21 protein-coding genes are annotated in these 23,727 nt (G+C 58.0%); 11 read left to right on the forward strand and 10 right to left on the reverse strand.

Annotated elements, in window-relative coordinates; genetic code table 11:
• Positions 1 to 229 precede the first annotated feature (229 nt).
• Both HB633_RS00925 and HB633_RS00930 read left to right on the forward strand, forming a co-directional pair.
• Entirely contained in the window at positions 230 to 1,306 is a 1,077-nt protein-coding gene (locus HB633_RS00925; protein WP_213776554.1) for a DedA family protein/thiosulfate sulfurtransferase GlpE, read from the forward strand.
• Complete coding sequence (locus HB633_RS00930) at positions 1,303 to 3,120, forward strand: FAD-dependent oxidoreductase (RefSeq protein ID WP_255580688.1); 1,818 nt, start codon at positions 1,303 to 1,305, stop codon at positions 3,118 to 3,120. The genes HB633_RS00925 and HB633_RS00930 overlap by 4 nt, the downstream gene beginning before the upstream one ends.
• Before the next feature lie 8 nt (positions 3,121 to 3,128).
• On the opposite strand, the gene HB633_RS00935 is transcribed toward HB633_RS00930, so the two are convergent.
• Both HB633_RS00935 and HB633_RS00940 read right to left on the reverse strand, forming a co-directional pair.
• Positions 3,129 to 4,523 (reverse strand): heavy metal sensor histidine kinase, encoded by a 1,395-nt coding sequence (locus HB633_RS00935; protein ID WP_213776556.1) that lies wholly within the window; start codon positions 4,521 to 4,523, stop codon positions 3,129 to 3,131.
• A 5-nt stretch (positions 4,524 to 4,528) separates the two neighbouring features.
• A complete protein-coding gene (locus HB633_RS00940) occupies positions 4,529 to 5,209 on the reverse strand; it encodes a heavy metal response regulator transcription factor (RefSeq protein ID WP_213776206.1) in 681 nt (226 codons plus the stop codon).
• Between the two features lie 133 nt (positions 5,210 to 5,342).
• On the opposite strand from HB633_RS00940, the gene HB633_RS00945 reads away from it, so the two are divergent.
• Genes HB633_RS00945 through HB633_RS00955 form a run of 3 tightly spaced genes read left to right on the forward strand, consistent with a single transcriptional unit; the run spans position 5,343 to position 7,454 of the window.
• The gene (locus HB633_RS00945; RefSeq protein WP_213776207.1) at positions 5,343 to 6,014 is read left to right on the forward strand and encodes a cytochrome b/b6 domain-containing protein; all 672 of its coding nucleotides are present in this window, start codon (positions 5,343 to 5,345) and stop codon (positions 6,012 to 6,014) included.
• Between the two features lie 3 nt (positions 6,015 to 6,017).
• Positions 6,018 to 6,800 (forward strand): molybdopterin-dependent oxidoreductase, encoded by a 783-nt coding sequence (locus tag HB633_RS00950; protein WP_213776208.1) that lies wholly within the window; start codon positions 6,018 to 6,020, stop codon positions 6,798 to 6,800.
• Positions 6,801 to 6,830: 30 nt separating this feature from the next.
• Positions 6,831 to 7,454 carry a hypothetical protein gene (locus HB633_RS00955; protein WP_213776209.1) on the forward strand — a complete coding sequence of 208 codons (624 nt, stop codon included), beginning with the start codon at positions 6,831 to 6,833 and terminating at the stop codon, positions 7,452 to 7,454.
• A gap of 276 nt (positions 7,455 to 7,730) precedes the next feature.
• On the opposite strand, the gene HB633_RS00960 is transcribed toward HB633_RS00955, so the two are convergent.
• Positions 7,731 to 8,693: a restriction endonuclease gene (locus tag HB633_RS00960; RefSeq protein WP_213776210.1), complete on the reverse strand. Its 963-nt coding sequence runs from the start codon at positions 8,691 to 8,693 to the stop codon at positions 7,731 to 7,733.
• A 766-nt stretch (positions 8,694 to 9,459) separates the two neighbouring features.
• Complete coding sequence (locus HB633_RS00965) at positions 9,460 to 10,527, reverse strand: FUSC family protein (RefSeq protein ID WP_213776211.1); 1,068 nt, start codon at positions 10,525 to 10,527, stop codon at positions 9,460 to 9,462.
• A 200-nt stretch (positions 10,528 to 10,727) separates the two neighbouring features.
• On the opposite strand from HB633_RS00965, the gene HB633_RS00970 reads away from it, so the two are divergent.
• From HB633_RS00970 to HB633_RS00980, 3 genes are all read left to right on the forward strand, one after another.
• Entirely contained in the window at positions 10,728 to 12,167 is a 1,440-nt protein-coding gene (locus HB633_RS00970) for an NAD-dependent succinate-semialdehyde dehydrogenase (RefSeq protein WP_213776212.1), read from the forward strand.
• Between the two features lie 256 nt (positions 12,168 to 12,423).
• Positions 12,424 to 12,720, forward strand: coding sequence for a type II toxin-antitoxin system prevent-host-death family antitoxin (locus HB633_RS00975; RefSeq protein ID WP_062172045.1), 297 nt, complete (start codon positions 12,424 to 12,426; stop codon positions 12,718 to 12,720).
• Positions 12,674 to 12,976, forward strand: a complete 303-nt coding sequence (locus HB633_RS00980; RefSeq protein ID WP_213776213.1) for a Txe/YoeB family addiction module toxin — start codon at positions 12,674 to 12,676, stop codon at positions 12,974 to 12,976. Before HB633_RS00975 ends, HB633_RS00980 begins: the two co-directional genes overlap by 47 nt.
• 174 nt (positions 12,977 to 13,150) lie before the next feature.
• Here the strand turns inward: HB633_RS00980 and acnA are convergent, their stop codons facing one another.
• From acnA to HB633_RS01010, 6 genes are all read right to left on the reverse strand, one after another.
• Positions 13,151 to 15,868, reverse strand: coding sequence for an aconitate hydratase AcnA (gene acnA, locus HB633_RS00985; RefSeq protein ID WP_213776214.1), 2,718 nt, complete (start codon positions 15,866 to 15,868; stop codon positions 13,151 to 13,153).
• A 73-nt stretch (positions 15,869 to 15,941) separates the two neighbouring features.
• Positions 15,942 to 17,393, reverse strand: a complete 1,452-nt coding sequence (locus HB633_RS00990) for a bifunctional 2-methylcitrate dehydratase/aconitate hydratase (protein WP_213776215.1) — start codon at positions 17,391 to 17,393, stop codon at positions 15,942 to 15,944.
• 20 nt (positions 17,394 to 17,413) lie between these two features.
• Complete coding sequence (locus HB633_RS00995) at positions 17,414 to 17,941, reverse strand: hypothetical protein (RefSeq protein WP_213776216.1); 528 nt, start codon at positions 17,939 to 17,941, stop codon at positions 17,414 to 17,416.
• A gap of 142 nt (positions 17,942 to 18,083) precedes the next feature.
• On the reverse strand, positions 18,084 to 19,256 hold the full coding sequence (gene prpC, locus HB633_RS01000; RefSeq protein WP_213776217.1) for a 2-methylcitrate synthase: 1,173 nt from the start codon (positions 19,254 to 19,256) through the stop codon (positions 18,084 to 18,086).
• Positions 19,257 to 19,281: 25 nt separating this feature from the next.
• Complete coding sequence (locus tag HB633_RS01005) at positions 19,282 to 20,283, reverse strand: aldolase/citrate lyase family protein (protein WP_213776218.1); 1,002 nt, start codon at positions 20,281 to 20,283, stop codon at positions 19,282 to 19,284.
• A gap of 140 nt (positions 20,284 to 20,423) precedes the next feature.
• The gene (locus HB633_RS01010) at positions 20,424 to 21,410 is read right to left on the reverse strand and encodes a malate dehydrogenase (protein WP_056362837.1); all 987 of its coding nucleotides are present in this window, start codon (positions 21,408 to 21,410) and stop codon (positions 20,424 to 20,426) included.
• Positions 21,411 to 21,992: 582 nt separating this feature from the next.
• Here HB633_RS01010 and HB633_RS01015 point away from each other — a divergent pair.
• From HB633_RS01015 to sdhD, 3 genes are all read left to right on the forward strand, one after another.
• Complete coding sequence (locus tag HB633_RS01015; RefSeq protein ID WP_213776219.1) at positions 21,993 to 22,781, forward strand: GntR family transcriptional regulator; 789 nt, start codon at positions 21,993 to 21,995, stop codon at positions 22,779 to 22,781.
• A gap of 157 nt (positions 22,782 to 22,938) precedes the next feature.
• Positions 22,939 to 23,349: a succinate dehydrogenase, cytochrome b556 subunit gene (gene sdhC / locus HB633_RS01020; RefSeq protein WP_056362828.1), complete on the forward strand. Its 411-nt coding sequence runs from the start codon at positions 22,939 to 22,941 to the stop codon at positions 23,347 to 23,349.
• A gap of 2 nt (positions 23,350 to 23,351) precedes the next feature.
• Complete coding sequence (gene sdhD, locus HB633_RS01025) at positions 23,352 to 23,726, forward strand: succinate dehydrogenase, hydrophobic membrane anchor protein (RefSeq protein ID WP_062002455.1); 375 nt, start codon at positions 23,352 to 23,354, stop codon at positions 23,724 to 23,726.
• Position 23,727 lies beyond the last annotated feature (1 nt).

The raw sequence follows: 23,727 nt of genomic DNA on the forward strand, positions 1-23,727 counted from the left end.
GCGAAGCGTGCGGTTCATGGCATTTTCGTCAATCCGCGCTACACTCATCTCATTAATGCTGCGGCGCCGGGCGACGCGCATGACTGCCGGGGGCGCCGTTTCAAATCCGTCCCGCGCTTCGTTTCAAAGCCGTAAAAAATGCCGCTGAGCACGCGCCTTCGGGCGGCGTCCGGCATCGCGCATTCCCCACCCGAATCCAGCGCAGCACAACCCGCAGGAGAATCTCATGCTGTTGCATGATCTGGCTGACCGGTATGGTCCGGCTATCGTGTTTTTCAATGTGATGGGCGCGGCGCTCGGCCTGCCCGTTCCCGCCATGCCGACGCTGATCGTGGTCGGCGCGTCTGTCGCCATGATGGGCGTGAACGGCCAGGCGGTGTTGCCGCATCTCGCGTTGATGCTTGGCATTGCCGTGCTCGGCGGCGTGCTGGGCGATATGGTCTGGTTCCAGGGTGGCAGGCGTTATGGCGACCGCACGCTCAAGACCATCTGCAAGTTGTCGCTCTCGCGCGATACGTGCGTCAAGAAGACCGAACGTTTCTTCGGCCGATGGGGCGTGCGCGTGTTGCTGGTCGCGAAATTCATTCCGGGTTTGTCGCTGGTTTCGGTGCCGCTTGCCGGCGCCATGGGCGTGCGCACGCGCTCGTTCATCGCGCATGACGGGGTTGGCGTGGGATTGTGGGCGGCGGTCGGCTTGCTGGTCGGCGTGATTTTCGCCGCGCAACTCGACATGGTCTTCGCGATGATCGCGCAACTCGGGCGGCAAGCGCTGGTCGTGGTGGCGATCGCGCTGGCAGGGTACGTGGCGTATCGCTACTGGCGCCGGAAGATGCTGATGAAAACGCTGGAAACGGCGCGCATCACCGTCGATGAACTTTATGCCCTGATGGAAAACGAGCCGCTGCCGGCAATCTTCGATATCCGTTCGTCCGAGAAACGCGTGCTCGATCCGTTCGTGATCCCCGGTTCCGTTTTCGCCGATGAACGCGAACTCCAGAAGATCGTCGAGAGTTATCAGCCCGACCAGAAGATCATTATTTATTGCTCGTGCCCGAACGAGGTATCGGCGGCGTGGATGGCGAAGTCGCTGCGCAATGCGGGTTTCAAGGACGTCGTACCGCTGACCGGTGGCCTGGACGCGTGGCGTCTCGCCGGCCTCGAGCTCAAGCCGCTGACGGACTTCGGCGGCCCGCGCGAGGACCTGGGCGAAATGGCCGCCATGTGCCCGTGGCCTGCGAAAGCGCCGGCCGCCGGCAAGGGCGCGTTGCACGAGGCCGTCTACCTTCACGGAGATCGACACGCATGAGTACTGCCTACGAAGGCATGAGCGAAGGATCGGATCACGCCCGAGCGGAATGGCGCGACAATGCGCCGCCAGCGCGCGAAAACCTGAACACGATCACAAACGATGCGGGCAGCGCCGCGCCGGCGGAAACGCCCGCCGATGCTCCGTTTTCACCGCTCCAAAGCCGCCGCCACCAGATGTACCCGCATCTGACGGTCGAGGAAATCGATCGCATGCGCGGTTTCGGCTCAATCAAGTACTACCGTGCAGGCGAACTGATGTTCGAGGTCGGCGCGCCAGGTCCCGGCATGTTCGTGCTGCTCAATGGCCGCGTGCGGATCACGCGGCGCGACGGTCTTGGTCACGTGCATCTGGTGGTCGACTCGGAACCCGGGCAATTCGTTTCGGAAGTCGGACAGTTATCGGGGAAACCTGCTCTGGTCGATGGCCACGCGATCGATGACGTCGAAGCCATCCTGATCCCGCCGGACAGGCTGCGCGCGTTGCTCGTGGCCGAAGCAGATCTCGGCGAACGGATCATGCGTGCGTTGATCCTGCGCCGCGTGGGCTTGATCGAAAAGGGCAGCGGGCCGGTTCTCGTCGGTCAGTCGGACGATGGACGGCTGGTATCGCTGCAAGGATTTTTGAGCCGCAATGGTTATCCGCATACGGTGATCGATGCCTGTACCGATCCTGACGCCATTGCATTATTGGAACGGATCTCGACATCGAAGGCCGATTTCCCGCTTGTCATTTGTCCCGATGGCACCGTGATGCGCGCGCCCGACGAAAACCAGCTCGCGTCGCAACTGGGCTGGCTGCCGGAATTCGATCCGGCGCATATCTACGATGTCGCCGTCGTCGGCGCGGGACCGGCCGGATTGGCGACGGCCGTGTATGCGGCGTCCGAGGGGTTGTCGGTGTCGGTGTTCGATTGCCGCGCGCCGGGCGGCCAGGCGGGCGCGAGTTCGCGCATCGAAAACTATCTTGGCTTCCCGACCGGCATTTCCGGCCAGGCGCTCGCCGGACGCGCGTTCGTGCAGGCGCAGAAATTCGGCGCGCACATTGCCATTCCGACCGAGATCAAGGCGCTGCATTGCGATTGCACGCCCATTCAAATCGAATTGATGAACGGCACGCGCGTCACCGCGCACACCGTGGTGATCGCGACTGGCGCGGCGTATCGGCGGCCCGCGATCGAAGGGCTGGAGAAATTCGAAGGGCGCGGCACCTATTATTGGGCGTCGCCGGTCGAGGCGAAGCTTTGCAAGGGCACGGAGGTCGTGCTCGTTGGCGGCGGCAACTCGGCGGGGCAAGCGGTGGTTTATCTTGCGTCGCACGCGGCGCGGGTGCATTTGCTGATTCGTGGCCCAGGGCTGGAATCGAGCATGTCGCGGTATTTGATCGACCGGATTGCATCGTTGCCGAACGTGACGGTGCATACGCGCACGCAGATCGAGTCGCTCGAGGGCGATGGCCGCACGCTTGCCTCGGTGCATTGCAAGACGCCTGATGGCCCGCTCAAGATCGAAGCGCGGCATTTGTTCCTGTTCACCGGCGCCGATCCGAATACGGCCTGGCTGACCGGGTGCAACGTCAGCACGGACGGCAAGGGTTTCGTGCTGACGGGACCCGAGGCCCACGGCGGCCACATGGATGGCGCGACCGCGTTGGAGACGAGCGTGCCGGGCGTGTTTGCAATCGGCGATGTGCGCTCGGCATCGACAAAACGCGTGGCCGCCGCAGTGGGCGAGGGCGCGGCGGTTGTATCGCAGATACACGGTTTGCTGGCCGTGCGGCAGGAACTGGCGCTAAAAGCTGGTGTGGTGGAATAAAAGGTCAGCTAGGCCTGCGCGGCAAACCGAAGCGTGAACTCGATCCACCCATCCGCCGAGCAACTCGCCGATGCCGATCCGCCATGCAGTCGCATGATTGCCTGCACGATCGCGAGTCCAAGCCCGCTTGATTCTGTGAATTCGCTGCGCGCGGCATCGCCTCGATAAAACCGGTCGAACAGCCGCGCGAGTTCTTCCGGCGACACGCGCTCGCCCTGATTGCCGATCACGATACGCGCGCCCTGCGCGTCTTCGCTGCCGGTCAGCCGGATCGTGGTGCCCGGCTTTGCATACCGCACCGCATTCACCACGACGTTGCTGATCGCCCGCCGCGACATGATCTCGTTGACGAACATCTCGCCTTCGGCTTGAACGTCGAAGCGGAGATCGCGTTCATCGGCGAGACCTTCGAAGTAGGTGGCGATGGTTTCGAGCTGTTCGCGCGTGTTCAGCGTCGCCCGCTCGATTTCCTGCCGTTCGTGATCCGCTTGCGCGAGAAACAGGATGTTCTGCGCAATGCGTCCCAGCCGCTCGAGTTCCTCGAGATTCGATTCCAGCACGCTCTTGTATTCGCTCTCGCTGCGCGTGTGGGCGAGCGTGACCTGCGTCTGCCCGATCAACACGCCGATAGGCGTACGCACTTCATGCGCCAGATCCGCCGAGAATTGCAGCAGCCGTTCGTATCCCGTCGACAGTCGATCGAGCATCGCGTTAAACGATACCGCCAGGCTCTGCAATTCGGTCGGCGTGTTCTCGACATCGAGCCGGGCGGAAAGTGTGTTGGGCGTGATTTCGGCGGCTTTATCGGCCATTTTTCGCAATGGCGTGAGACCGCGGCTCGATACCCACCACGCCAGCAACGCCGTGACCAGAACAGCAATGGCTACGTTGATCCAGACCCGCACGAGATACGTCGACAACACGTGCGCCTCTTGCGTCATCACATGCGCCGCGATGATCTCGACCACTTCGCCGCTATCGCCCACTTGCGCCTGAGCCGCAACCCAGCGCATGCGCACGCCGTCGGAACGTGTGCCTTCGTATAGCGCATCAAGACCCACTGCGCGCTGCACTGGCACGGGAACCAGTGGAGGCAAGGGCATGTTCTCCGGATTCACGTTGATGAACGGCGGCACGCCTGGCCGGCGAAAGATGATCACGTCCTGGCGATCGCCGAGCATGGTTTCGAAGAGCCGTGGCCGCGCTTCGATTTCCTGGATGGTGTAAAGATCGTGCAGCAGAGAACGAAAATGTTCGACACGCCCGATCAACTGATAATCTGCGCGCGTGGACAGGGTCAAGCTGGTCGCGTGATAAAGCGACCCGCCGACCATGCTCACCACCACGCACACAATCAACGCGAACAGGACCGTGATGCGGACAACGAGCGAGCGTGAACGCATTGGATTCAATGCGATTCTCCATTCGCGCCGAACGAATATCCGATGCTACGTACCGTGTGGATGAGCTTGATATCGAAGGGTTGATCGAGCTTGGCCCGCAGGCGTTTGATCGCGACATCGACTACGTTGGTGTCGCTGTCGAAGTTCATGTCCCACACTTCCGACGCAATCAGCGTGCGAGACAATGCTTCGCCTTGCCGTTTGCAAAACAGATGCAGCAACGCGAATTCCTTGTTCGTCAGCGCGATATCCGTGCCTTGACGCGTCACGCGGCGTCGCAGGACATCGACATGAAGATCCGCTACCTGGAACACATCCGATTCACGGATCACGCCGCGCCGCAGCAAGGTGCGAATGCGCAGCACGAGTTCGGTGAACGAAAACGGCTTGACAAGGTAATCATCCGCGCCGAGTTCGAGACCGTGAATACGATCGCTGACGTGATCGCGCGCTGTCAGGAAGATGACAGGCAGATCGCGTTTGGCGCGCAAGGCCTGCATGATCTGCCAGCCATCGAGGCCGGGCAGCATCACGTCCAGCACGATCAGCTCGTACGGGTGCGCCAGAGCCTGATGCAGGCCGTCGGCGCCATTACGAATCAGGTCGACCTGATACCCGGACTCCGTCAGCCCCTTCTTCAGATAGTCGCCGGTCTTGCGGTCGTCTTCTATAACGAGAATGGTCATGCGGCAGGTGCGTTGCGCTCGAACGCGCTTCAGTTGGGCAGAACCCCATTCTAACGATCCGCCTTCCATGCACCCGAAGAATGACAAAAAAGTCATTAACGTGTCATGCGTTCATCAGTGTGCGATCGTTAAGATGCGATCAAGCGGCGGCTTTATCGCGTTGTATAACTATCCCTACGAGGCGAGTTTGGCTCAATCTTCGACTCAATCAATCAAGCTGAGCGCGACGCAACCCGGCTGGGTTCGCATCACGCACTGGATCAATGCGCTTGCGGTCGTGGTCATGGTCACGAGCGGTTGGCAGGTCTACAACGCTTCTCCCATTTTTCCGGCGCTGGTTTTCCCGGCCAGTATCACGCTGGGCGGATGGCTCGGCGGCGCGTTGCTGTGGCACTTCGCGGCCATGTGGGTGCTGGTCGCCAACTTCCTGATCTACGTCGCGATGAACATCGTGTCCGGACGATTCCGCCGCAAGCTGTTTCCGCTTAGCGTGAAAAGCCTTGTCGGCGATCTGCGCGCAGCGCTCACCGGCAAGCTCAAACACGACGATCTGTCGCACTACAACGCCGTGCAGAAGGCGGCTTATCTCGCGGTTATCGTGGACATCGTGGTCGTGATCCTGTCGGGACTCGCGATCTGGAAGTCAGTGCAATTTCCGTTATTGCGTGACTTGATGGGCGGTTACGACAATGCGCGCGTCGTCCATTTCTTCGCGATGAGTTTCCTTGTTGCGTTCTTCGTGCTGCACGTGGTGATGGTTGCGCTCGTTCCACGCTCGTTGTTGTTGATGATCCGGGGCCGCTGAACCATGCTGAACAGAAAGAGTGAACTGATAGCCAAGCATCTCGATGTCGACAACATCCTCAAAGATGCGCGCAACGAATTGAAGGCGCCCGCGCGGCGTCTTTTCGGCAAACGCATTTTGTCGCTGGGTGGCTTGATGATGCTGTCGGGCTGCAACATCTCCGACGATAAATCCGTGGACACCGTCTTGCGCACCATGTCGCATTTCAACGATGACGCGCAAGCTTTTCTCTTTGATCCCAACAAGCTCGCGCCGACCTATCCCGAGTCGATGATCACGCGGCCATTCCCCTTTAACGCGTTCTACGACATCGACGATGTCCCGATGGTCGATGCCGCCGCGTACAAGTTGCCCATCGGCGGATTGGTGAAAGGCAAGAACGTTTGGACTCTTGATGAATTGCGCGCGCTGCCGCAAGAAAGCCAGGTGACGCGGCACATTTGCATTGAAGGATGGAGTGCTATCGGCAAATGGGGCGGCGTGCGTTTCGCCGATCTCCTCAAGCGTTCGGGTGCCGATACGACAGCCAAATACGTAGCGTTCCATTGCGCTGACAACTACTCGACGAGCATCGACATGCCGACCGCGCTGCACGCGCAGACGCTTTTGACGCTGACCTACGACGGACAGGTTTTGCCGCCCAAATACGGCTTTCCGATGAAGCTGCGCATGCCAACGAAGTTGGGCTACAAGAATCCGAAGCACATCGTTGCGATAACCGTGACGAACGAATATCCCGGTGGTTACTGGGAGAACCAGGGTTACAACTGGTTCGGCGGGGCTTAAGTTTTCTTACTATTCACTAATGGAGTCTCCATGGCATCTGCGTCAATCCGCATGAAACTGGGTGTATCGATTGCAGCGCTCGCATTTGCTGGCGCCGCGCTGGCTCAAACGCCGTCTGCAAAGCCCGCGCGCATTCGTGGCGATATCGTCTCGATCTCCGGCGATACGCTCACCGTGCACCGTCGTAGCGGCGATACCGTGACCATCGACATGAAGCAGGACACGCCGGTGACGGCTGTCAAGAACATCAAGCTTGCGGATATCAAGGCCGGGTCGTTTATTGGCACGGCTGCCACGACGGGCACCGATGGCAAGATGACGGCGACCGAAGTGCTGGTGTTCCCGGAAGCGGCACGCGGTACGGGTGAAGGGCATTACGCCTGGGACTTGTCGCCGAATAGCACGATGACGAATGCGAACGTGGATCAGGTTGTTACCGGCACGAGTGGGCGGGATTTAAAGCTGTCTTATAAGGGTGGTTCGAATACCGTGACAGTGCCGGAAGGCGTGCCTGTCGTGACGTTTGCGCCGGCTGCGCGCGCTGATTTGCTCGCGGGGAAGAAGGTGTTTATTATTGCCACGCCAGTTAAAGGCACGGAGTATGCGGCTTCGCGTGTTGTGGTGGAGAAGGATGGGGTTGCGCCGCCGATGTGAGTTTGGGCGTAGGCGTAGGAAAGGACAAAGCCGACCGGAGGTCGGCTTTGTTGTTTTAAAGTCTGATTTTGGGCTTATCGCGAACGCGCTAAAGTAATCTGCACTGGTTATTTTTATATCTTAATACCCTCTATTGGCATTCCATGTTTCAGTGAATGTGTGCAATATTGGGTTTCTTGATAAAAATTAGCTCGATTCGAATGATTCAGTTCTTGTCGGTCCGCTTTAATTTTTATTTACTTAACCGTAATTTGATTAAAAAAATTTAACGTAAAGCTAGCTGAGAACCTCTAGGAACGGATTCCTCTCAACGATCGCTGCTTTGGTTTTTTCCCGAAGAAAATTCACTAGGTCGTGGTTGTTTTGTAGAAGCATTACAAACTCCTGCAACGAGCAAAGAAAGATTGTTCTTAAGTTTAGAGCATTTCTACATTCAGCTAAGACAGCGTCTGTATATCCATTTGTCGCGATGAAGATGCCACGCGCATTATTTGGGCGCAATAGCAACCTGCTCAGATGTGGCGTAAAGTCACCAATCCCGACCGGAGTGTTCAGCCATTTCATCTCAACTAAATAAATTGCATTGTCAAATTCGATTATTCCATCGAGTTGTTCAACCACTACGTTACTGTCGAGCGCTTTTCGGCGAAAATCTTCACTGACGTGGATGCCATATGCCTTAAATAAATCATTTAAAACCGATTCTAGGAGTTTTCCACGCTCTTGCGGTCGATCGTCCATTGCGAAAAGTGCAAATAGACGCTGCGTAATCTGCTCAAGTGCAGAAATCTTTTTGGCTAACGCGGTTTGTTCAGCGCGCCAGTTTGTCAAACTTTTCTCGCGCTCTGAATCTCGTTCTTGCTTCATTCGGGTGAACGAGTCCTTCGTGTTAACGATTTCTCTTACACCTGCAATGAGTCCCTTAGCTTTTAAGCGATCTTCTGGCCAACAAGATTCAAAATTTTCAAATTCTGTTACGCGTTTAATGATTTCACGTCGCGCCCGCAATCCACTGTCACCGCGCGCATTTAACTTAGTTAAAACGCTTCGAACGATTTCAAATTTGCTTATCGAGTCCGGATTAGAGTCTACGATATCGCTTACCTCGGCCAAATCGTCCGTTGCCACACCAGCGCCACGCAAAAAAAGCAATGCTCCTTTTTTACTTCGATTTAGCCGCGCAATAGTTTCAATTAATAGATCAAACAGATCTGGAAAATAGTGGAATTCTTCGTTCATCTTGCTCTCGCGTTTTTGTAGTGTATAAGTACTAAAAAAATCAAAACCAAAATAGGGACTTTGCAGTCCGGGCCGACCTGATGCGATGCGACTGGGCGGCTAATTGCGTCGGCGCGGGGGGTCTACCATTTATCTGCGAATCGTCTGCTAAAGCTATTTTACTCAAAAGCAAGTCGATATATCCATAGCTTCTATAAGATTCGGAATTTTCTGATATACAGCCGATTCACCGTTGCGCGCGATCCCTGTATCATCAAAGAAACTCGGCGCGGAGAGCTAAATTTTAACTTAGGTAATATGCGTTTCGACGGGAAACTGGCTTGGGTTCCGAATAGTAAAGTTGGCGAGCGATGGATTTGTTCCGAGTCAACATTTGGTGACAGTGTCGTGATATGCGAAAGTAGCGTTTCATCCAACCATGTTAGGTGCGTAGACTCAACAATGTTCTCTTGTAGGCCTCCGCCCGAGGCCATGCAAATTCTGGCGGATGACTTAAGAAAATCCCTAGGTGAACATCTTTTACGCTACGGTCGGAAGCGTGACGCATGATACGCGATGGCTCTACTTGAAATGAGAAGCCAGAAAGACTTTGCGCTGGTTCAACACTTTTGTTCCCAGTTAACGATTAGCGGTTCTACTCGAAAGCTGGCGCATGAAAACTAAACTCTTGCGATCGTGTTATGTAGGTCTGCAAGCAATTCTTGTAAACTGTAAATGTTGATAAGAGGAACACGTGCTTTCGCATCTGAAAGCGATACGGAGGGCATCACCCCTCTTTCCCCTCCACCGTCGTAACCAGATCCCCAAAATCCGTCACCAGCAAACTCAGCACAAACGGCAGCACGGTATTTTTCTCCATCGATGCGGTCGCTTTGTTGGCCGCCTCCCGCAGTCTTTCAAACGCCTCCCGCGCCGCTTTGACATTCTCATCCTGCTGCCGTCTATCGGCATCGAGCGTAGCCGCCAGCGCCTTCGCCAACGCATCGAACGCATCGGCGCTTTCCCCCAACGCTTCGCGGGAAACCAAAGTCAATCGCCCCGCCAACCCCACATCCCCAGCAAATGCCTGCCCTAGAAACAGCGCATCGCGATGCAAGCGCGTCAGCATCGGCACAACCTTATCGATCACGTTTTCGCGCGACCTTTTGACCGGCACGATAATGTGTTCTCGCCCGGCTTCCGTAATCGCATCGTCGAGTGCCTGCTCAGCCGCCGCCGATCTTCGATGCAAGCCTTCCGCCGTGCGCGCATCGTCGGGTTTGCGCAGATATAGCGCGATCAGTTCGCCCAGCGTCAGCACAATCTCACCCGCGCGATTGTGCGCGGCGTTGATCGCCCGGTTCGGCAACAGGAACGCGACAACCAGCGCCGAGCCCGCGCCGATCAAAATCTCCAGCACACGATCGATCGGCCTCGAAAACGGCGATCCAACTCCGGTCGCGGGAATCAGCACGACGATCACGAGCGTGACGCAAGCGAGCCGCAAGGTCGGGCGCCACGCGGCGAGCGCGGCAAGTGGCACGAGTTCGACAGCAAACACCACGAGCGGCTCTGTCCCGCGAACGATGGCAAGCAAACCGAGCACGCCGAGTATCGCGCCGATCACCGCGCCGATAATCTGATCTCGCCCCGTCGTCAGCGCCTGGTTAAGACTCGGCTGCGTGACCACAATCAGCGTAGTAATGACCGCCCAGTAAAGCTCGGGCAGCGTCGCGAGTTTGGCCGCACCATAACTCAGCAAACAACCGATCAGCGTTCGCGCAAAACGCCGGGTCTCCGCGCCACCGGGTTTGAACGATAAACGGCGTAAATCATGAAAGGCGGCGAAGGGCATGGGGTAATACCAGATTGGACGCTTGAATTATGGCCGACCGCGCGCACTTTCCCTTGTAAGCATCCATACATCGATAAAACCGCCCGCCTGCAACATCGCGCTGGTCGCGTTACCATTAGTAGTTCGGTAAATCGCGCAGCTTTTGAAGCTGGCGCGCATGGTTACCCGTTTCATCGATCACACTAAATCAGGAGCCACGCATGAGCCAAAACACCCAATATCCGAGCACGCAGTTGTATATCGATGGCGCATGGCGCGCAGGCGCACGCGACACGGCTGTCGTCAATCCGGCAACGGAAGCGGAAATCGGCCGTCTGGCGCTGGCCGGCGAGCAGCAACTCGCGGAAGCGGCCGAAGCCGCGGGCCGCGGTTTCAAGGCGTGGCGCAAGGTATCGGCGTTCGAACGCAGCAAACTGATGCGCCGTGCCGCGCAAAATCTTCGCGATCGCGCCGAAGAAGTCGCCGCCATCATGACGATGGAGCAGGGCAAACCGCTGGTCGAAGCGCGCATCGAGGTGTTGGGTGCGGCGGATACCATCGACTGGTTCGCCGAGGAAGCGCGCCGAACGTACGGCCGCGTGATCCCCGCACGCGCCGAGAACGTGCGCCAGATCGTGACGCGCGAGCCGGTCGGCCCGGTCGCCGCGTTCACGCCGTGGAATTTCCCGATCAACCAGGCGGTCCGCAAGGTTTCAGCGGCGCTCGCTGCGGGCTGTTCGGTCGTGCTGAAGGGACCGGAAGAAACGCCTGCGAGCTGCGCGGCGCTGGTTCAGGCTTACGTCGATGCAGGCCTTCCCGCCGGCGTGCTGAACCTCGTGTTCGGCGTTCCTGCCGACGTTTCGAAGTTCCTGATCGCGCACCCGCTGATCCGCAAGATCTCGTTCACGGGATCGACCCCTGTTGGCAAACTGCTGGCCGCGATGGCCGGCGAGCACATGAAGCGCGCCACGATGGAACTCGGCGGCCACGCACCGGCACTCGTTTTTGCCGATGCCGACATTCCGCGCGCCGCCAAGCTTTTGGCCGGCGCCAAGTTCCGCAATGCCGGTCAGGTTTGCATCTCGCCGACGCGGTTTATCGTCGAGGAATCGGCTTATGACGAGTTCACCGAGCATTTCGTTGCGGCGACCAAGAAACTGAAGGTCGGCAACGGGCTGGAAGAAGGCGTGCAAATGGGCGCGCTGGCTAACGGCCGCCGTCTGCAAGCCATGGAACGTCTCGTCGCCGATGCCGTCGAGCACGGCGCCAAGGTACTGACGGGCGGCGAGCGCATCGGACGCGAAGGGTTCTTCTTCGCGCCGACGGTTCTTGCCAATGTGCCGCTCTCGGCTCGCATCATGACGGAAGAGCCGTTCGGCCCAATCGCGCCAATCTCGACGTTCAAGTCCTACGACGAAGCCATCACCGAAGCGAATCGCTTGCCATTTGGTCTTGCGGCTTACGCTTATACGCGTTCGAGCGCGACATCGGCGGCGGTGGGCGAGGACATTGAAAGCGGCATGGTGTCGATCAATCATCACGGGCTTGGCATTCCGGAAACGCCGTTTGGCGGCGTGAAGGAATCGGGCTACGGCTCGGAAGGCGGCAGCGAAGCGATGGAAGCGTATCTGGTCACTAAGTTCGTGAGCGAGGCGCGCTAAGTCGAAAAGCTGTTAGCTTTACGTGAAAACGCGACGTGGCTTTTAGCTGCGTCGCGTTTTTTTACGCGTTGGGATTTCAGTTGCGGTTCTAAGGTTTTTCCAGGTTTGTCACTTTAATCATTGTACCGAATGTAGTACAATGACGACTGTGCGGTCGCTTATTAAGTGGAGTTGACTGATAGCGATCGCAGGGCGGCTGGACTCAACAAAATTGTGCCTATAAAAACAACATCTAGGGGCAGACAAGGCAAACTTTATGAATATCCTGACTTTTAGCGAGGCCCGGGCCAGCTTCAAGCAGGCGCTGGACGAGGTCTGCAAAGATCATGAACCGACTGTCATCACAAGGCAGCGCGGGGAGCACGTCGTTATGATTTCGCTGGATGACTACAACAGCATGCAGGAAACACTGCATCTGTTGGGTTCGCCAAAGAATGCGGAGCGGCTGCGGGAATCCATCGCCGAATTTAAAGCTGGTAAGACCTTGATCAAGGACTTACTGAAAGATGACGCAGCAGAAAAAGGCCAAAAACAAGGCCGCGGCGGTAAATAAGTGCAAGGTTGGATGGAGCAAGCACGCGTGGGAGGACTACCTTTACTGGCAAGAGCATGACAGGCGCATTCTCGTCGAAATCAATGGGTTGATCGAGGAGATTTCTCGCGACCCATTCAAGGGAACAGGCAAGCCGGAACCGCTCAAGGGTGACTTGTCAGGATTCTGGTCTCGACGTATTACAAAAGACGATCGTCTGGTTTATATAGTTCAGGAAGATGTGATCTACATAATGGCCTGCCGCCATCACTACTAGCGGCGCATCAGCAAACGCAATTCCAAAAGCACCGTTATCGGTGCTTTTTTGTTGGTTGACCCAGTTTTTCGTCTGGGGAAACGACACGTACCCCAAAAAAAACCCGGCCAAAGCCGGGTCCAATGTTCCCGCGCCCTGATCTCAAAGGGCGCGGTCACCTGCAAAAACTAAACCTCAAGCAGCCAACAACGAGCGCAACACGAACGGCAGAATCCCGCCGTGCTTGTAGTAGTCGACTTCAATCGGCGTATCGATACGCAGCAGCACCGTCACGCGCTGCTCGCTGCCATCCTTGCGATGGATCACGAGCGTCACTTCCTGCTGCGGCTTGATGTCGGACGAAAGGCCTTCCAGGTCAAACGTTTCTTCGCCGGTGATGTTCAGCGACTGGACGCTGTCCGAGCCCTTGAATTGCAGCGGCAACACGCCCATGCCAACCAGGTTTGAACGATGAATCCGCTCAAAGCTGCGTGCCACCACCAGCTTCACACCCAGCAGTTGCGTGCCCTTCGCGGCCCAGTCGCGCGACGAACCCGTGCCGTACTCTTCACCCGCGAACACGATGGTCGGCGTGCCTGCATCGATGTACTTCATCGCTGCATCATAGATCGACAGTTCTTCGCCGCTCGGCTGGAATATCGTCAGGCCGCCTTCCACGCGCGAACCGTCGGCCTTCAGCGGGATCATCAGGTTCTTGATCCGCACGTTGGCGAAGGTGCCGCGCATCATGACGTCGTGGTTGCCGCGACGCGAGCCGTAGCTGTTGAAGTCGGCTTTCTGCACGCCGTTCGCCTTCAGCCACACGCCTGCCGGCGAGCTTTCCTTGATCGAACCAGCCGGGCTGATGTGGTCGGTCGTGACCGAGTCACCGAAAATGCCCAGCGGACGCGCGCCCTTGACGGCCGGAATGCTGTCGGCCGGGGTCATCGAAAAGTCCTTGCCGAAGAACGGCGGCTCGGCAATGTACGTCGACTTCGGCCAGTCATAGACCTGACCCGCTTCGCCTTCGATCTTGCTCCACAGGTCGCCGGTCTTCGTGAGTTCCGCGTAGTTCTTGCGGAACGCATCGGCGTCGAGTGCGTACTTGAGCAGCGCGTTGACTTCTTCGCTCGTCGGCCAGATGTCGCCGAGGAAAATGTCCTTGCCGTTCTTGCCCTTGCCGACCGGTTCCGTCATCAGGTCGACCGTCATGTTCCCGGCGATGGCGTAAGCCACGACCAGCGGCGGCGATGCCAGGAAGTTCGCGCGGATGTTCGGGTGAATACGCGCTTCGAAGTTACGGTTACCGGACAGCACGGCGGCCGCGACGATATCGTTCTTCGTGATCGCGTCGTTCAGTTCCGGCGTCAGGTCACCCGCGTTACCAATACAAGTCGTGCAACCGTAAGCGGCCAGCGTGAAACCGAGCTGGTCGAGATACGTCAGCAAGTTCGTCTTCGTCAGGTATTCCGTGACGATGCGCGATCCCGGAGCCAGCGAAGTCTTGATGTGCGGCGCGACGGTCAAACCGGCTTCAACGGCCTTCTTCGCCAGCAAACCGGCAGCCAGCAAAACGCTCGGGTTCGACGTGTTCGTGCACGACGTGATTGCTGCGATCAAGATGTCGCCGTTCTTCACGTTGACGTTGTTCGTGGTCGTGTATTGCGTGTTCAGGTCCGCAGCCTTCTTGCCGAAACCGTTGTCGCTTACAGCCTTCGAGAACAGGTCGGTGAAGTTCGACTTCACGTTCGTGATTTCGATACGGTCTTGCGGACGCTTCGGACCCGCCAGCGACGGTGCAACCGTGCCGAGGTCGAGCGTCAGCGTCTTCGTATAGTCGATCTCGCCGGCCTTCGGCACGCCGAACAGGTTCTGCGCCTTGAAATACGATTCGAACGCAGCGATTTCAGCGTCGGTGCGGCCCGTTCCCTTGAAGTAGTCGATGGTCTTTTCGTCGACGGGGAAAAAGCCCATGGTTGCGCCGTATTCCGGCGCCATGTTGCCGATCGTCGCGCGGTCCGGCAGCGACAGCGAAGCCGTGCCTTCGCCAAAGAACTCGACGAACTTGCCGACGACCTTCTCTTTACGCAGCATTTCGGTGACGGTCAGCACGAGGTCCGTTGCCGTCACGCCTTCGCGAATCTTGCCCTTCAGTTCTACGCCAACCACGTCCGGCGTCAGGAAGTACACCGGCTGCCCGAGCATGCCGGCTTCAGCTTCAATACCGCCCACGCCCCAGCCCACCACGCCAATACCATTGATCATGGTCGTGTGGCTGTCCGTGCCGACGAGCGTATCCGGGTAATACACGGTGTCGCCTTCCAGCGTCTTCTTGTGCACGCCGCGCGCCAGATATTCCAGGTTCACCTGGTGAACAATGCCGACGCCCGGGGGCACGACCTTGAACGTATCGAAAGCTTGCATGCCCCACTTCATGAACTGGTAGCGCTCGTTATTGCGCTGGAATTCCAGTTTCATGTTCAGATCGAGCGCGTCTTTTTGACGGAAGTAATCGATCTGCACCGAGTGATCGACCACCAGATCGACGGGCACGAGCGGCTCGATCGCCTTCGGGTCCTTGCCTGCGCGTTGCGCCACGCCACGCATTGCGGCGATATCGGCGAGCAGCGGCACGCCCGTGAAGTCTTGCAGCACGACGCGCGAGACCACGAACGGGATTTCATCGGTACGATCCGCGACCGGCTTCCAGTTCGCCAGTTGCTTGATGTGTTCTTCGCCGATCTTCTTGCCGTCGTAATTGCGCAGCACCGATTCCAGCACGATACGAATCGATACCGGCAGACGTTCGATCTTGATGTTCAGCGCCTTTCCAAGCGCGGGCAACGAGTAGTACTTGCCTTTGCCGGAACCACTGTCGAATTCCTTGAGCGTTTTATGGAGATTGTGGGCCATGTTTTTTTTCCTGGGTTTAAACGAGGAAACACCTTCAGTACTTTCAATCTAAAGAACGTGTCACGGATGCTGACTAAATCACGTACAAATCAACATATTCATTAACCGGCATTGCTTCGAGCGTTGCCTGATCCAGCGATGCCGCAATGATCGCCTCTTGCTGTTTCGCCGGGAAACGCCGTGCGAGATTGGTCCTGAACTTCTCGACCAACAGAGGGATGCCGTCTTCGCGGCGGCGCTTGTGTCCGATCGGGTATTCGACGACCAGCTCGTCGAACGTGCTGCCATCGTTGAATTCGACGCTCAGCGCATTGGCGATCGAACGTTTCTCGGGATCGAAATAATCCTTCGTGAATTGCGGGTCCTCCACGCATTCGATCTTCGCGCGCAACGTATCGATGCGCGGATCTTTCGCGATCGAATCTTCATAATCGGATGCCGTCAATCGACCGTAAATCAGCGGCACGGCGACCATGTACTGGATGCAGTGATCGCGATCGGCGGGGGTATCGAGTGGACCCTTTTTATCGATGATCCGAATCGCCGCTTCGTGCGTGCGGATCGTGATCTTCTTGATGTCTTCGATTTTCTTGCCGGTTTCGGCGAGCTTTGCGTTCAAAGTCATCGCTGCTTCCACCGCCGTTTGCGAGTGGAATTCAGCCGGGAACGAGATCTTGAAGAGCACGTTCTCCATTACGTACGAACCGTACGGACGCTGGAACTTGAACGCGTTGCCCTTGAAGAGGACATCGTAGAAGCCCCACGTTTTAGCGGTCAGAACCGACGGATAACCCATCTCGCCCGTCTTCGCGATCAACGCGAGACGCACGGCGCGCGAGGTCGCATCGCCGGCGGCCCACGATTTGCGCGAACCCGTATTCGGCGCATGGCGATACGTGCGCAGCGAATGACCATCGACGAAAGCCAGCGAAACCGCGTTGATCAGTTCATCGCGCGTGAGGCCGATCAACTGCCCAACCACCGCCGTCGATGCCAGCTTCACCAGCAACACGTGATCGAGCCCGACCTTGTTGAACGAGTTTTCCAGCGCGATACAGCCTTGAATTTCGTGCGCCTTGATCATGCCGATCAGGACGTCTTTCATCGTCAGCGGTTTTTTGCCGGTGGCGACGGCGTTGCGCGACAACCAGTCGGCGGTTGCCAGAATCCCGCCGAGATTGTCCGACGGATGACCCCATTCAGCGGCGAGCCACGTGTCGTTGAAGTCGAGCCAACGGATCATCGCGCCGATGTTGAACGCGGCCTGAACCGGGTCGAGCTGGAACGATGTACCCGGAACCTTGGCGCCGTTGGGGACGATCGTGCCCGGCACGATGGGTCCCATCAGCTTGGTGCAAGCGGGATAGGTAAGGGCTTCGAGTCCGCAACCGAGGGTATCGATCAGGCAATTGCGCGCGGTATCGAGCGCAAGTTCGCTGTCGATCTGATAGTTGAGAACGTAGTCGACTATGTCGACCAGTACGCGATCCGGCTCGGGCCGGACGTTTGAAATCGGTGCGGACATCGAAAATCCCAGTTGATTACTTACTTGACGTTCTTGATCAGCTCGTTTGCCTGCGTCGGTGCCGGAGCGCCCGTTGCCGCCATTTCAGCTGTCTTGCATTCGTCGGCGAGACGCGCTTCGTCCTTGTCGGAGAACAGCATTGCCTTCGTCGGGATCACGACCAGGTCGAGGCCCGTGGCGGAATCATGGAAGCGGTCAGCGCCCGTGGTGGTTGCTTGACGCGGCAGTTGGTAATCCTTCTTCGCCCAGTTGACCGTGACGATCTGGTCACGCTTCATGTCGCCTTTCAGGTAGAAAGCGAGGCCTTCGTTACACGACCATTTGGTCGAGCCATCCGGTACCGGATCGACCTTTGCTGCCAATTTGGCTTCGGTGGCGGGTTTGCGCTTGATCAGGCGGCGCGCCGGCGCCGGGCGTTTTGCTACTGCTTTCTTTGCCGTGGTTTTTGCAGGTGCGGTGGATGCGTCCGCGGCCAGCGCGCTCGTGGTGGCGAGCATGCCCGACATGGACAGGGCGCCGACTACGGCAGCGATCAGGAGTTTGTTCATCGATGACAGCCTTTCTAGATATCGTTTAAGTGTTCAACCCGGGTCTTTATCGGCACGATATTTCGATGTGAAATGGTGCGCCGCATTGGCCCGTTTTGCGAAAGCGCGCACGCCGGTTGGACCATCCGGCACACGCAGCGCGCTATTTTCGCTTATTTAGAGACTCAAACTTCAGATTTTCGGGCCCGGTGTAATTTGCGCTCGGCCGAATGATCTTGTTATCGATGCGTTGTTCGATGATGTGCGCGCTCCATCCCGACGTACGCGAGATCACGAAAAGCGGTGTGAACATGGCGGTCGGCACGCCCATCGCGTGATACGAAACGGCGCTGAACCAGTCCAGGTTCGGGAACATCTTCTTCGCGTCCCACATGGTTGTTTCGAGGCGCTCGGCGATGTCGAACATTTTCGTGTCGCCTGCTTCCTTCGACAGCTTCTTCGCGATGTCCTTGATCACCTTGTTGCGCGGATCGGAGATCGTGTACACCGGATGACCGAAGCCGATCACGACTTCCTTCGCTTCCACGCGACGACGGATATCGGCTTCCGCTTCGTCGGGCGTTTGATAGCGGCTTTGGATCTCGAACGCAACTTCATTCGCGCCGCCGTGCTTCGGACCACGCAACGCGCCGATGCCACCGGTGATCGCCGAATACATGTCCGATCCCGTGCCGGCGATCACGCGGCACGTGAAAGTGGATGCGTTGAACTCGTGCTCTGCATAAAGAATCAAGGATGCATGCATCGCATCGACCCACGACTTCGACGGCTCCACACCATGCAGCAAATGCAGGAAATGCCCACCGATGGAATCATCGTCGGTCTCGGTCTCGATGCGCCGGCCGTTATGCGAATAGTGGTACCAGTACAGCAGAATCGATCCAAGCGATGCCATTAAACGGTCGGCGATATCCTTCGCGCCCGCGATGTTGTGATCGTCCTTCTCGGGCAACAAGGTGCCGAGCACGGAGACGCCGGTGCGCATGACGTCCATCGGATGCGCGGACGCGGGAATCCATTCGAGCGCCGCTTTCAGGTTCGCGGGCAAGCCGCGCAGAGCCTTGAGCTTCGTTTTATACGATTTCAATTCAGCCGCATTGGGCAGCTTGCCGTGCACGAGCAGGTACGCGATCTCCTCGAACTCGGACGTACCTGCGATATCGAGAATGTCATAGCCACGATAATGCAAATCGTTGCCCGTCTTGCCGACGGTACACAACGCGGTGTTACCCGCCGTCACGCCGGACAGCGCGACAGATTTCTTCGGCTTGAACCCGCCCGTTGCGGGTGCTTCTTTCGTCAAGGTATCGCTCATTCGACCTGGTCTCCTGATAGGTAGGTCAAGCTACTTTGTCTTGTGAAAAAAGCGTCTCCGCGCTTTCGGGGATGGCCTGCGCCGACGCCTTCGCGCGCCGCAGCACTGACCAGTAATACCGATAACTCGCGCGATCGTGCAGCGTGTCCTGATACCGCGTCGGTCCCCACTGCGCGTTCTGCGCGGCGAGAAGAATTTCGGTAGCCACGGCGATTTCATCACCGCGCGGCAGAAAGGCATCCACGATCGGCCTGATCTGATCCGGATGAATGCTCCACATGCGCGTGTAGCCGAACTCGTTGCGGGCGCGCTGGGCGTCGTTCGCAACCACGCTCATGTCGCGCACTTCAGTACAAACGTTATGCGACGCCACTTTGCCGTGCGCATGGCAAGCGGCCGCGATCTCCAGTTTCGCGCGGCGCACGAGCGGGTGGTCGAACTGGCCGGGCGAGCGCATGGCGGTATCGGGGATCGCGCCGTTATGCGCCGATACAAAATCCATCAATCCAAAGCTCAGCGCTTCCACGCCGGGCAGGGCGGCAAGGTCGAAAACCTCAGCCAGCGCGCCATGCGTTTCGATCAACAACTGGCACGGGATCGGATTCTCGATCCCGAACTCGCATCGCGATGCTTCGATAAACGCGACCATCTCGGCGGCATCGAAGACGCTGCGAATCTTGGGGAGCGTGATATAGGCGGGCGCTTTTTTGGCGGCGCGCAGGATGATGCGCACGTCGTCCCGCCATGCGCGGTTCTCGAAGTCGTGAATTCGGACGCCAACGCGGCCGAAGCGGTCATCTTCGCTACCTAGAAACGATGCCACCATCTCCGCGTGGGTCGCTTCCTGGCCGACTTGCGCGCCGTCTTCGCAATCGAGCGTGATATCGAACACCGGGCTAAGTTGCGCCTGCAACGCGAGCGATTTTCGGATCAGCTTTTCGCTTCCGGCGTAGTGATCGCAAGGCGGCATCACAGCGGGGGGCACGTCGCCTTCAAACAGCACTTCGGCGGGGGTGAGAGCGCGCATCGTCGGCGTCGGGTTTGCTTTTAGGAGGATGGGAACTGCGGATTCGAATACATTCGACGCGAATCAGGCCTGATCAAATGTACTCGAATCAGCCGCGAGCGCCCGTGTACAAAGGCGCCCGCGCGATTACATCAAGCTGCTTACTTGCCCAGCAAATGTGCAACGCCGTCGCGCTCTTCCAGCAATTCGTTCAGCGTGCCGGTCATCTTCTCACGCGAGAACGCGTCGATTTCCAGGCCTTCCACACGCTTGTATTCGCCGTTTTCGCACGTTACCGGCACACCATAGATGATGTCTTCCGGGATTTCGTACGAACCGTCGGACGGAATGCCCATGGTGACCCACTTGCCGTTCGTGCCGAGCACCCAGTCACGAACGTGGTCGATTGCCGCATTGGCAGCCGATGCCGCCGACGACAAACCACGTGCTTCGATGATCGCCGCGCCGCGCTTGCCGACCGTGGGGATGAACGTGTTGCGGTTCCATTCGTCGTCGTTGATCAGCTTGGTCAGCGACTCGCCTTCGACCGTTGCGAAACGGAAATCCGGGTACATGGTCGGCGAGTGATTGCCCCACACCGCCAGCTTTTCGATGGCAGCGACCGGCTTGCCCGACTTCGATGCCAGTTGCGACAGCGCGCGGTTGTGATCCAGACGCAGCATTGCCGTGAAGTTCTTCTTCGGCAGGTCCGGAGCCGACTTCATCGCGATATACGCGTTCGTGTTCGCCGGGTTGCCGACAACCAGCACCTTGACGTCGCGGCTTGCCACGTCGTTGAGCGCCTTGCCTTGCACCGTGAAAATTTCAGCGTTCGCGGACAACAGGTCCTTGCGCTCCATGCCCTTCGAACGGGGACGCGCGCCGACCAGCAACGCCACGTCTGCGTCCTTGAACGCGACCTTCGGGTCGTCGGTGACAACCACGCCGGCGAGCAGCGGAAACGCGCAGTCTTCCAGTTCCATGACTACGCCCTTGACGGCGCCTTGCGCCTGCGGCAGGTCGAGCAACTGAAGGATGACCGGCTGGTCCTTGCCAAGCAGATCGCCATTGGCGATGCGAAACAGCAGCGAGTAACCGATTTGACCTGCGGCGCCAGTGACGGCAACGCGCTTTGCGGACTTAGCCATTGAGAACACTCCTGAACGGTGCGTGAAACGCTAGGGAAAACGCCATTTTAGGCGCGTTACGCGAAGCGTTGATGAAGCAAGTGATCCGAACTGCGCGGGCAACCCTGAAAAGCCAATAACCACGCGCCTGAAGCGAGATTGTCACTGACCGTCCGGTAGCATGCCGGCAGTCGCAGCCCGGCCCATTTGCTGGAAATCGGGTCCTGCGAGCGGGAGTTTGCACTGGGATCGGCTTCATCAGTGTCGCCCAACGCTTTGTGCGCCGCGTTTTCGTGTTGCGCGCGGGCGTTGCAAGAGCGGGGCACTGGCAGCGGCCAAGCGAACACGAAAGCAGTTCGGCTTGAAGCGATGAGCGAAGGCGTGTTGGAGCGGCTCCGGCGCAAACTACCGCAAAAAAGCGCTTCGCCAACCGACGCACCTGACATGCCGGACGACGCGCGCGTCACCCCGCAAACCCTTGCTCGCCAAGGAGTGTAGGATTCGAATGAGTCAAAGTCAACCATATCATATGTCTTATATAAGACATATGAATGTCCGGGAAACCGCTGGACGCGGCTTGGGGCTTTATGATGAAATGCGCGGATGAATTCGAACCCAGCGAGCACGACGAACCCTTCCGGCACGCCCGGTGCGGCTGAAGCCGCGCCGGTTTCGTCGCCGACGTTCAGCCCGCTGTATCAGCAGATCAAGGCCCTGATCACACAAGGGCTCGAAACAGGCGAATGGAAGCCCGGCGAAATCATCCCCAGCGAGGTCGAGCTTGCCGCCCGCTACAAGGTGAGCCAGGGCACGGTACGCAAGGCCATCGACGAGCTGGCGGCCGACAATCTCCTCGTGAGACGTCAGGGAAAAGGCACGTTTGTTGCGACGCACAACGAAGATCGCGTACAGTTCCGCTTTCTGCGGTTGCTGCCTGAAGACGGCGATGTCCATCCCCACGTCAGCCGTTTGCTGGAGTGCCGCCGCTTGCGCGCACCCGCTGAAATTGCTCGTCAGCTGGATCTGAAGCCTTCCGATCCGGTGGTTTGTATCAAGCGCCTGCTGCAATTCGATGGCGAAACCACGGTCTTCGACGAGATCTGGCTTCCCGGCGCGGTTTTTCGAGGGCTTACGGCGGAGCGGCTCGCAGATTACAAAGGCCCGCTTTATGCGATGTTCGAAACGGAGTTCGGTACGCGAATGATCCGGGCATCGGAAAAAATAAGAGCGGTTGGCGCCGACGTTGCGGTCGCGCAATTGCTGGGAGTAAGCGAGGGCGCGCCGCTCTTGTCTGTCGAGCGAGTGTCCTATACCTACGGCGACCGGCCAGTAGAAGTCCGGCGCGGCTGGTATGTCACGGACGGTTATTACTATCAAAACGATTTGAGTTGAAACAGAACGTGGACGGCTGGATGACGAACCCGCAGGGTCGACATAAAAGCCTTTCTCACGCGATTAGCAATAGCTTCTTGTGAGGCATTTCGCTGCAGCGCGATATGAAAAGGCGCTAAAATCGCGGACTAGTGTGATAACAAAGTTGGGGTCTAGCATGGCTGAAGCTGTAAAAAAACCAAGGCCTGAGTACCGGAATATCGGACTTGCTCAGCTCGCAACCTACCGCCTGCCGCTAGCGGGGAAGGTTTCGATTCTTCACCGCATCAGTGGTCTGCTTCTATTCGTAGCGCTGCCGTTTCTGCTTTATCTGCTGGACCAAAGCCTGACATCGGAAATCAGTTTCGACGCATTCAAGGGCTTTCTCGCCAATCCTCTCGTCAAGATCGTGGTGCTCGTGCTGTCGTGGTCCTTCCTGTTCCACTTTTGTGCCGGCATCCGTTTCCTCCTCCTCGATACACACCGCGCAGTGAGCAAGGAAGGCGGCAAGCAGACGTCCATCGTCGTGCTGACGGTGTCGACTCTGCTGACAATCGTCGTTGCGCTTAAACTCTTCGGAGCCTTCTGACAATGGCCGCGAATAACAACAATCGAATTGGTCCCAAGCGCCTCGTAGTCGGCGCGCATTACGGTCTGCGCGACTGGCTCGCGCAGCGCATTACCGCCGTTGTGATGGCTTTGTACACACTGGTGCTGCTGTTCTGGTTTTTCGGTGCGCGCGATTTTTCGTATGACGGCTGGGCGTCGATCTTCGCCATGCAATGGATGAAGCTCGCCACCTTCGTAGCCTTGCTCTCGCTCTTCTACCACGCGTGGGTCGGCATTCGGGACATCTGGATGGACTACGTGAAGCCGGTCGGTTTGCGTCTGCTCCTGCAAGTGGCAACGATCCTCTGGCTGGTCGGTTGTATCGGCTACGCGGCACAGATTCTCTGGAGAGTTTAAA

The sequence above is a fragment of the Caballeronia sp. dw_276 genome, assembly GCF_018449635.1.
Taxonomy (GTDB): domain Bacteria; phylum Pseudomonadota; class Gammaproteobacteria; order Burkholderiales; family Burkholderiaceae; genus Caballeronia.

Coding starts and splice junctions, on each gene's coding strand:
- HB633_RS00995 (WP_213776216.1), bottom strand. CDS start 17,941: ATGAACAAACTCCTGATCGCTGCCGTAGTCGGCGCCCTGTCCATGTCG.
- sdhC (WP_056362828.1), top strand. CDS start 22,939: ATGGCTGAAGCTGTAAAAAAACCAAGGCCTGAGTACCGGAATATCGGA.
- HB633_RS00975 (WP_062172045.1), top strand. CDS start 12,424: ATGAATATCCTGACTTTTAGCGAGGCCCGGGCCAGCTTCAAGCAGGCG.
- HB633_RS00940 (WP_213776206.1), bottom strand. CDS start 5,209: ATGACCATTCTCGTTATAGAAGACGACCGCAAGACCGGCGACTATCTG.
- prpC (WP_213776217.1), bottom strand. CDS start 19,256: ATGAGCGATACCTTGACGAAAGAAGCACCCGCAACGGGCGGGTTCAAG.
- HB633_RS00945 (WP_213776207.1), top strand. CDS start 5,343: ATGCGATCAAGCGGCGGCTTTATCGCGTTGTATAACTATCCCTACGAG.
- HB633_RS00990 (WP_213776215.1), bottom strand. CDS start 17,393: ATGTCCGCACCGATTTCAAACGTCCGGCCCGAGCCGGATCGCGTACTG.
- HB633_RS00970 (WP_213776212.1), top strand. CDS start 10,728: ATGAGCCAAAACACCCAATATCCGAGCACGCAGTTGTATATCGATGGC.
- HB633_RS01010 (WP_056362837.1), bottom strand. CDS start 21,410: ATGGCTAAGTCCGCAAAGCGCGTTGCCGTCACTGGCGCCGCAGGTCAA.
- HB633_RS00980 (WP_213776213.1), top strand. CDS start 12,674: ATGACGCAGCAGAAAAAGGCCAAAAACAAGGCCGCGGCGGTAAATAAG.
- sdhD (WP_062002455.1), top strand. CDS start 23,352: ATGGCCGCGAATAACAACAATCGAATTGGTCCCAAGCGCCTCGTAGTC.
- acnA (WP_213776214.1), bottom strand. CDS start 15,868: ATGGCCCACAATCTCCATAAAACGCTCAAGGAATTCGACAGTGGTTCC.
- HB633_RS00955 (WP_213776209.1), top strand. CDS start 6,831: ATGGCATCTGCGTCAATCCGCATGAAACTGGGTGTATCGATTGCAGCG.
- HB633_RS01015 (WP_213776219.1), top strand. CDS start 21,993: ATGAATTCGAACCCAGCGAGCACGACGAACCCTTCCGGCACGCCCGGT.
- HB633_RS01005 (WP_213776218.1), bottom strand. CDS start 20,283: ATGCGCGCTCTCACCCCCGCCGAAGTGCTGTTTGAAGGCGACGTGCCC.
- HB633_RS00935 (WP_213776556.1), bottom strand. CDS start 4,523: ATGCGTTCACGCTCGCTCGTTGTCCGCATCACGGTCCTGTTCGCGTTG.
- HB633_RS00965 (WP_213776211.1), bottom strand. CDS start 10,527: ATGCCCTTCGCCGCCTTTCATGATTTACGCCGTTTATCGTTCAAACCC.
- HB633_RS00930 (WP_255580688.1), top strand. CDS start 1,303: ATGAGTACTGCCTACGAAGGCATGAGCGAAGGATCGGATCACGCCCGA.
- HB633_RS00960 (WP_213776210.1), bottom strand. CDS start 8,693: ATGAACGAAGAATTCCACTATTTTCCAGATCTGTTTGATCTATTAATT.
- HB633_RS00950 (WP_213776208.1), top strand. CDS start 6,018: ATGCTGAACAGAAAGAGTGAACTGATAGCCAAGCATCTCGATGTCGAC.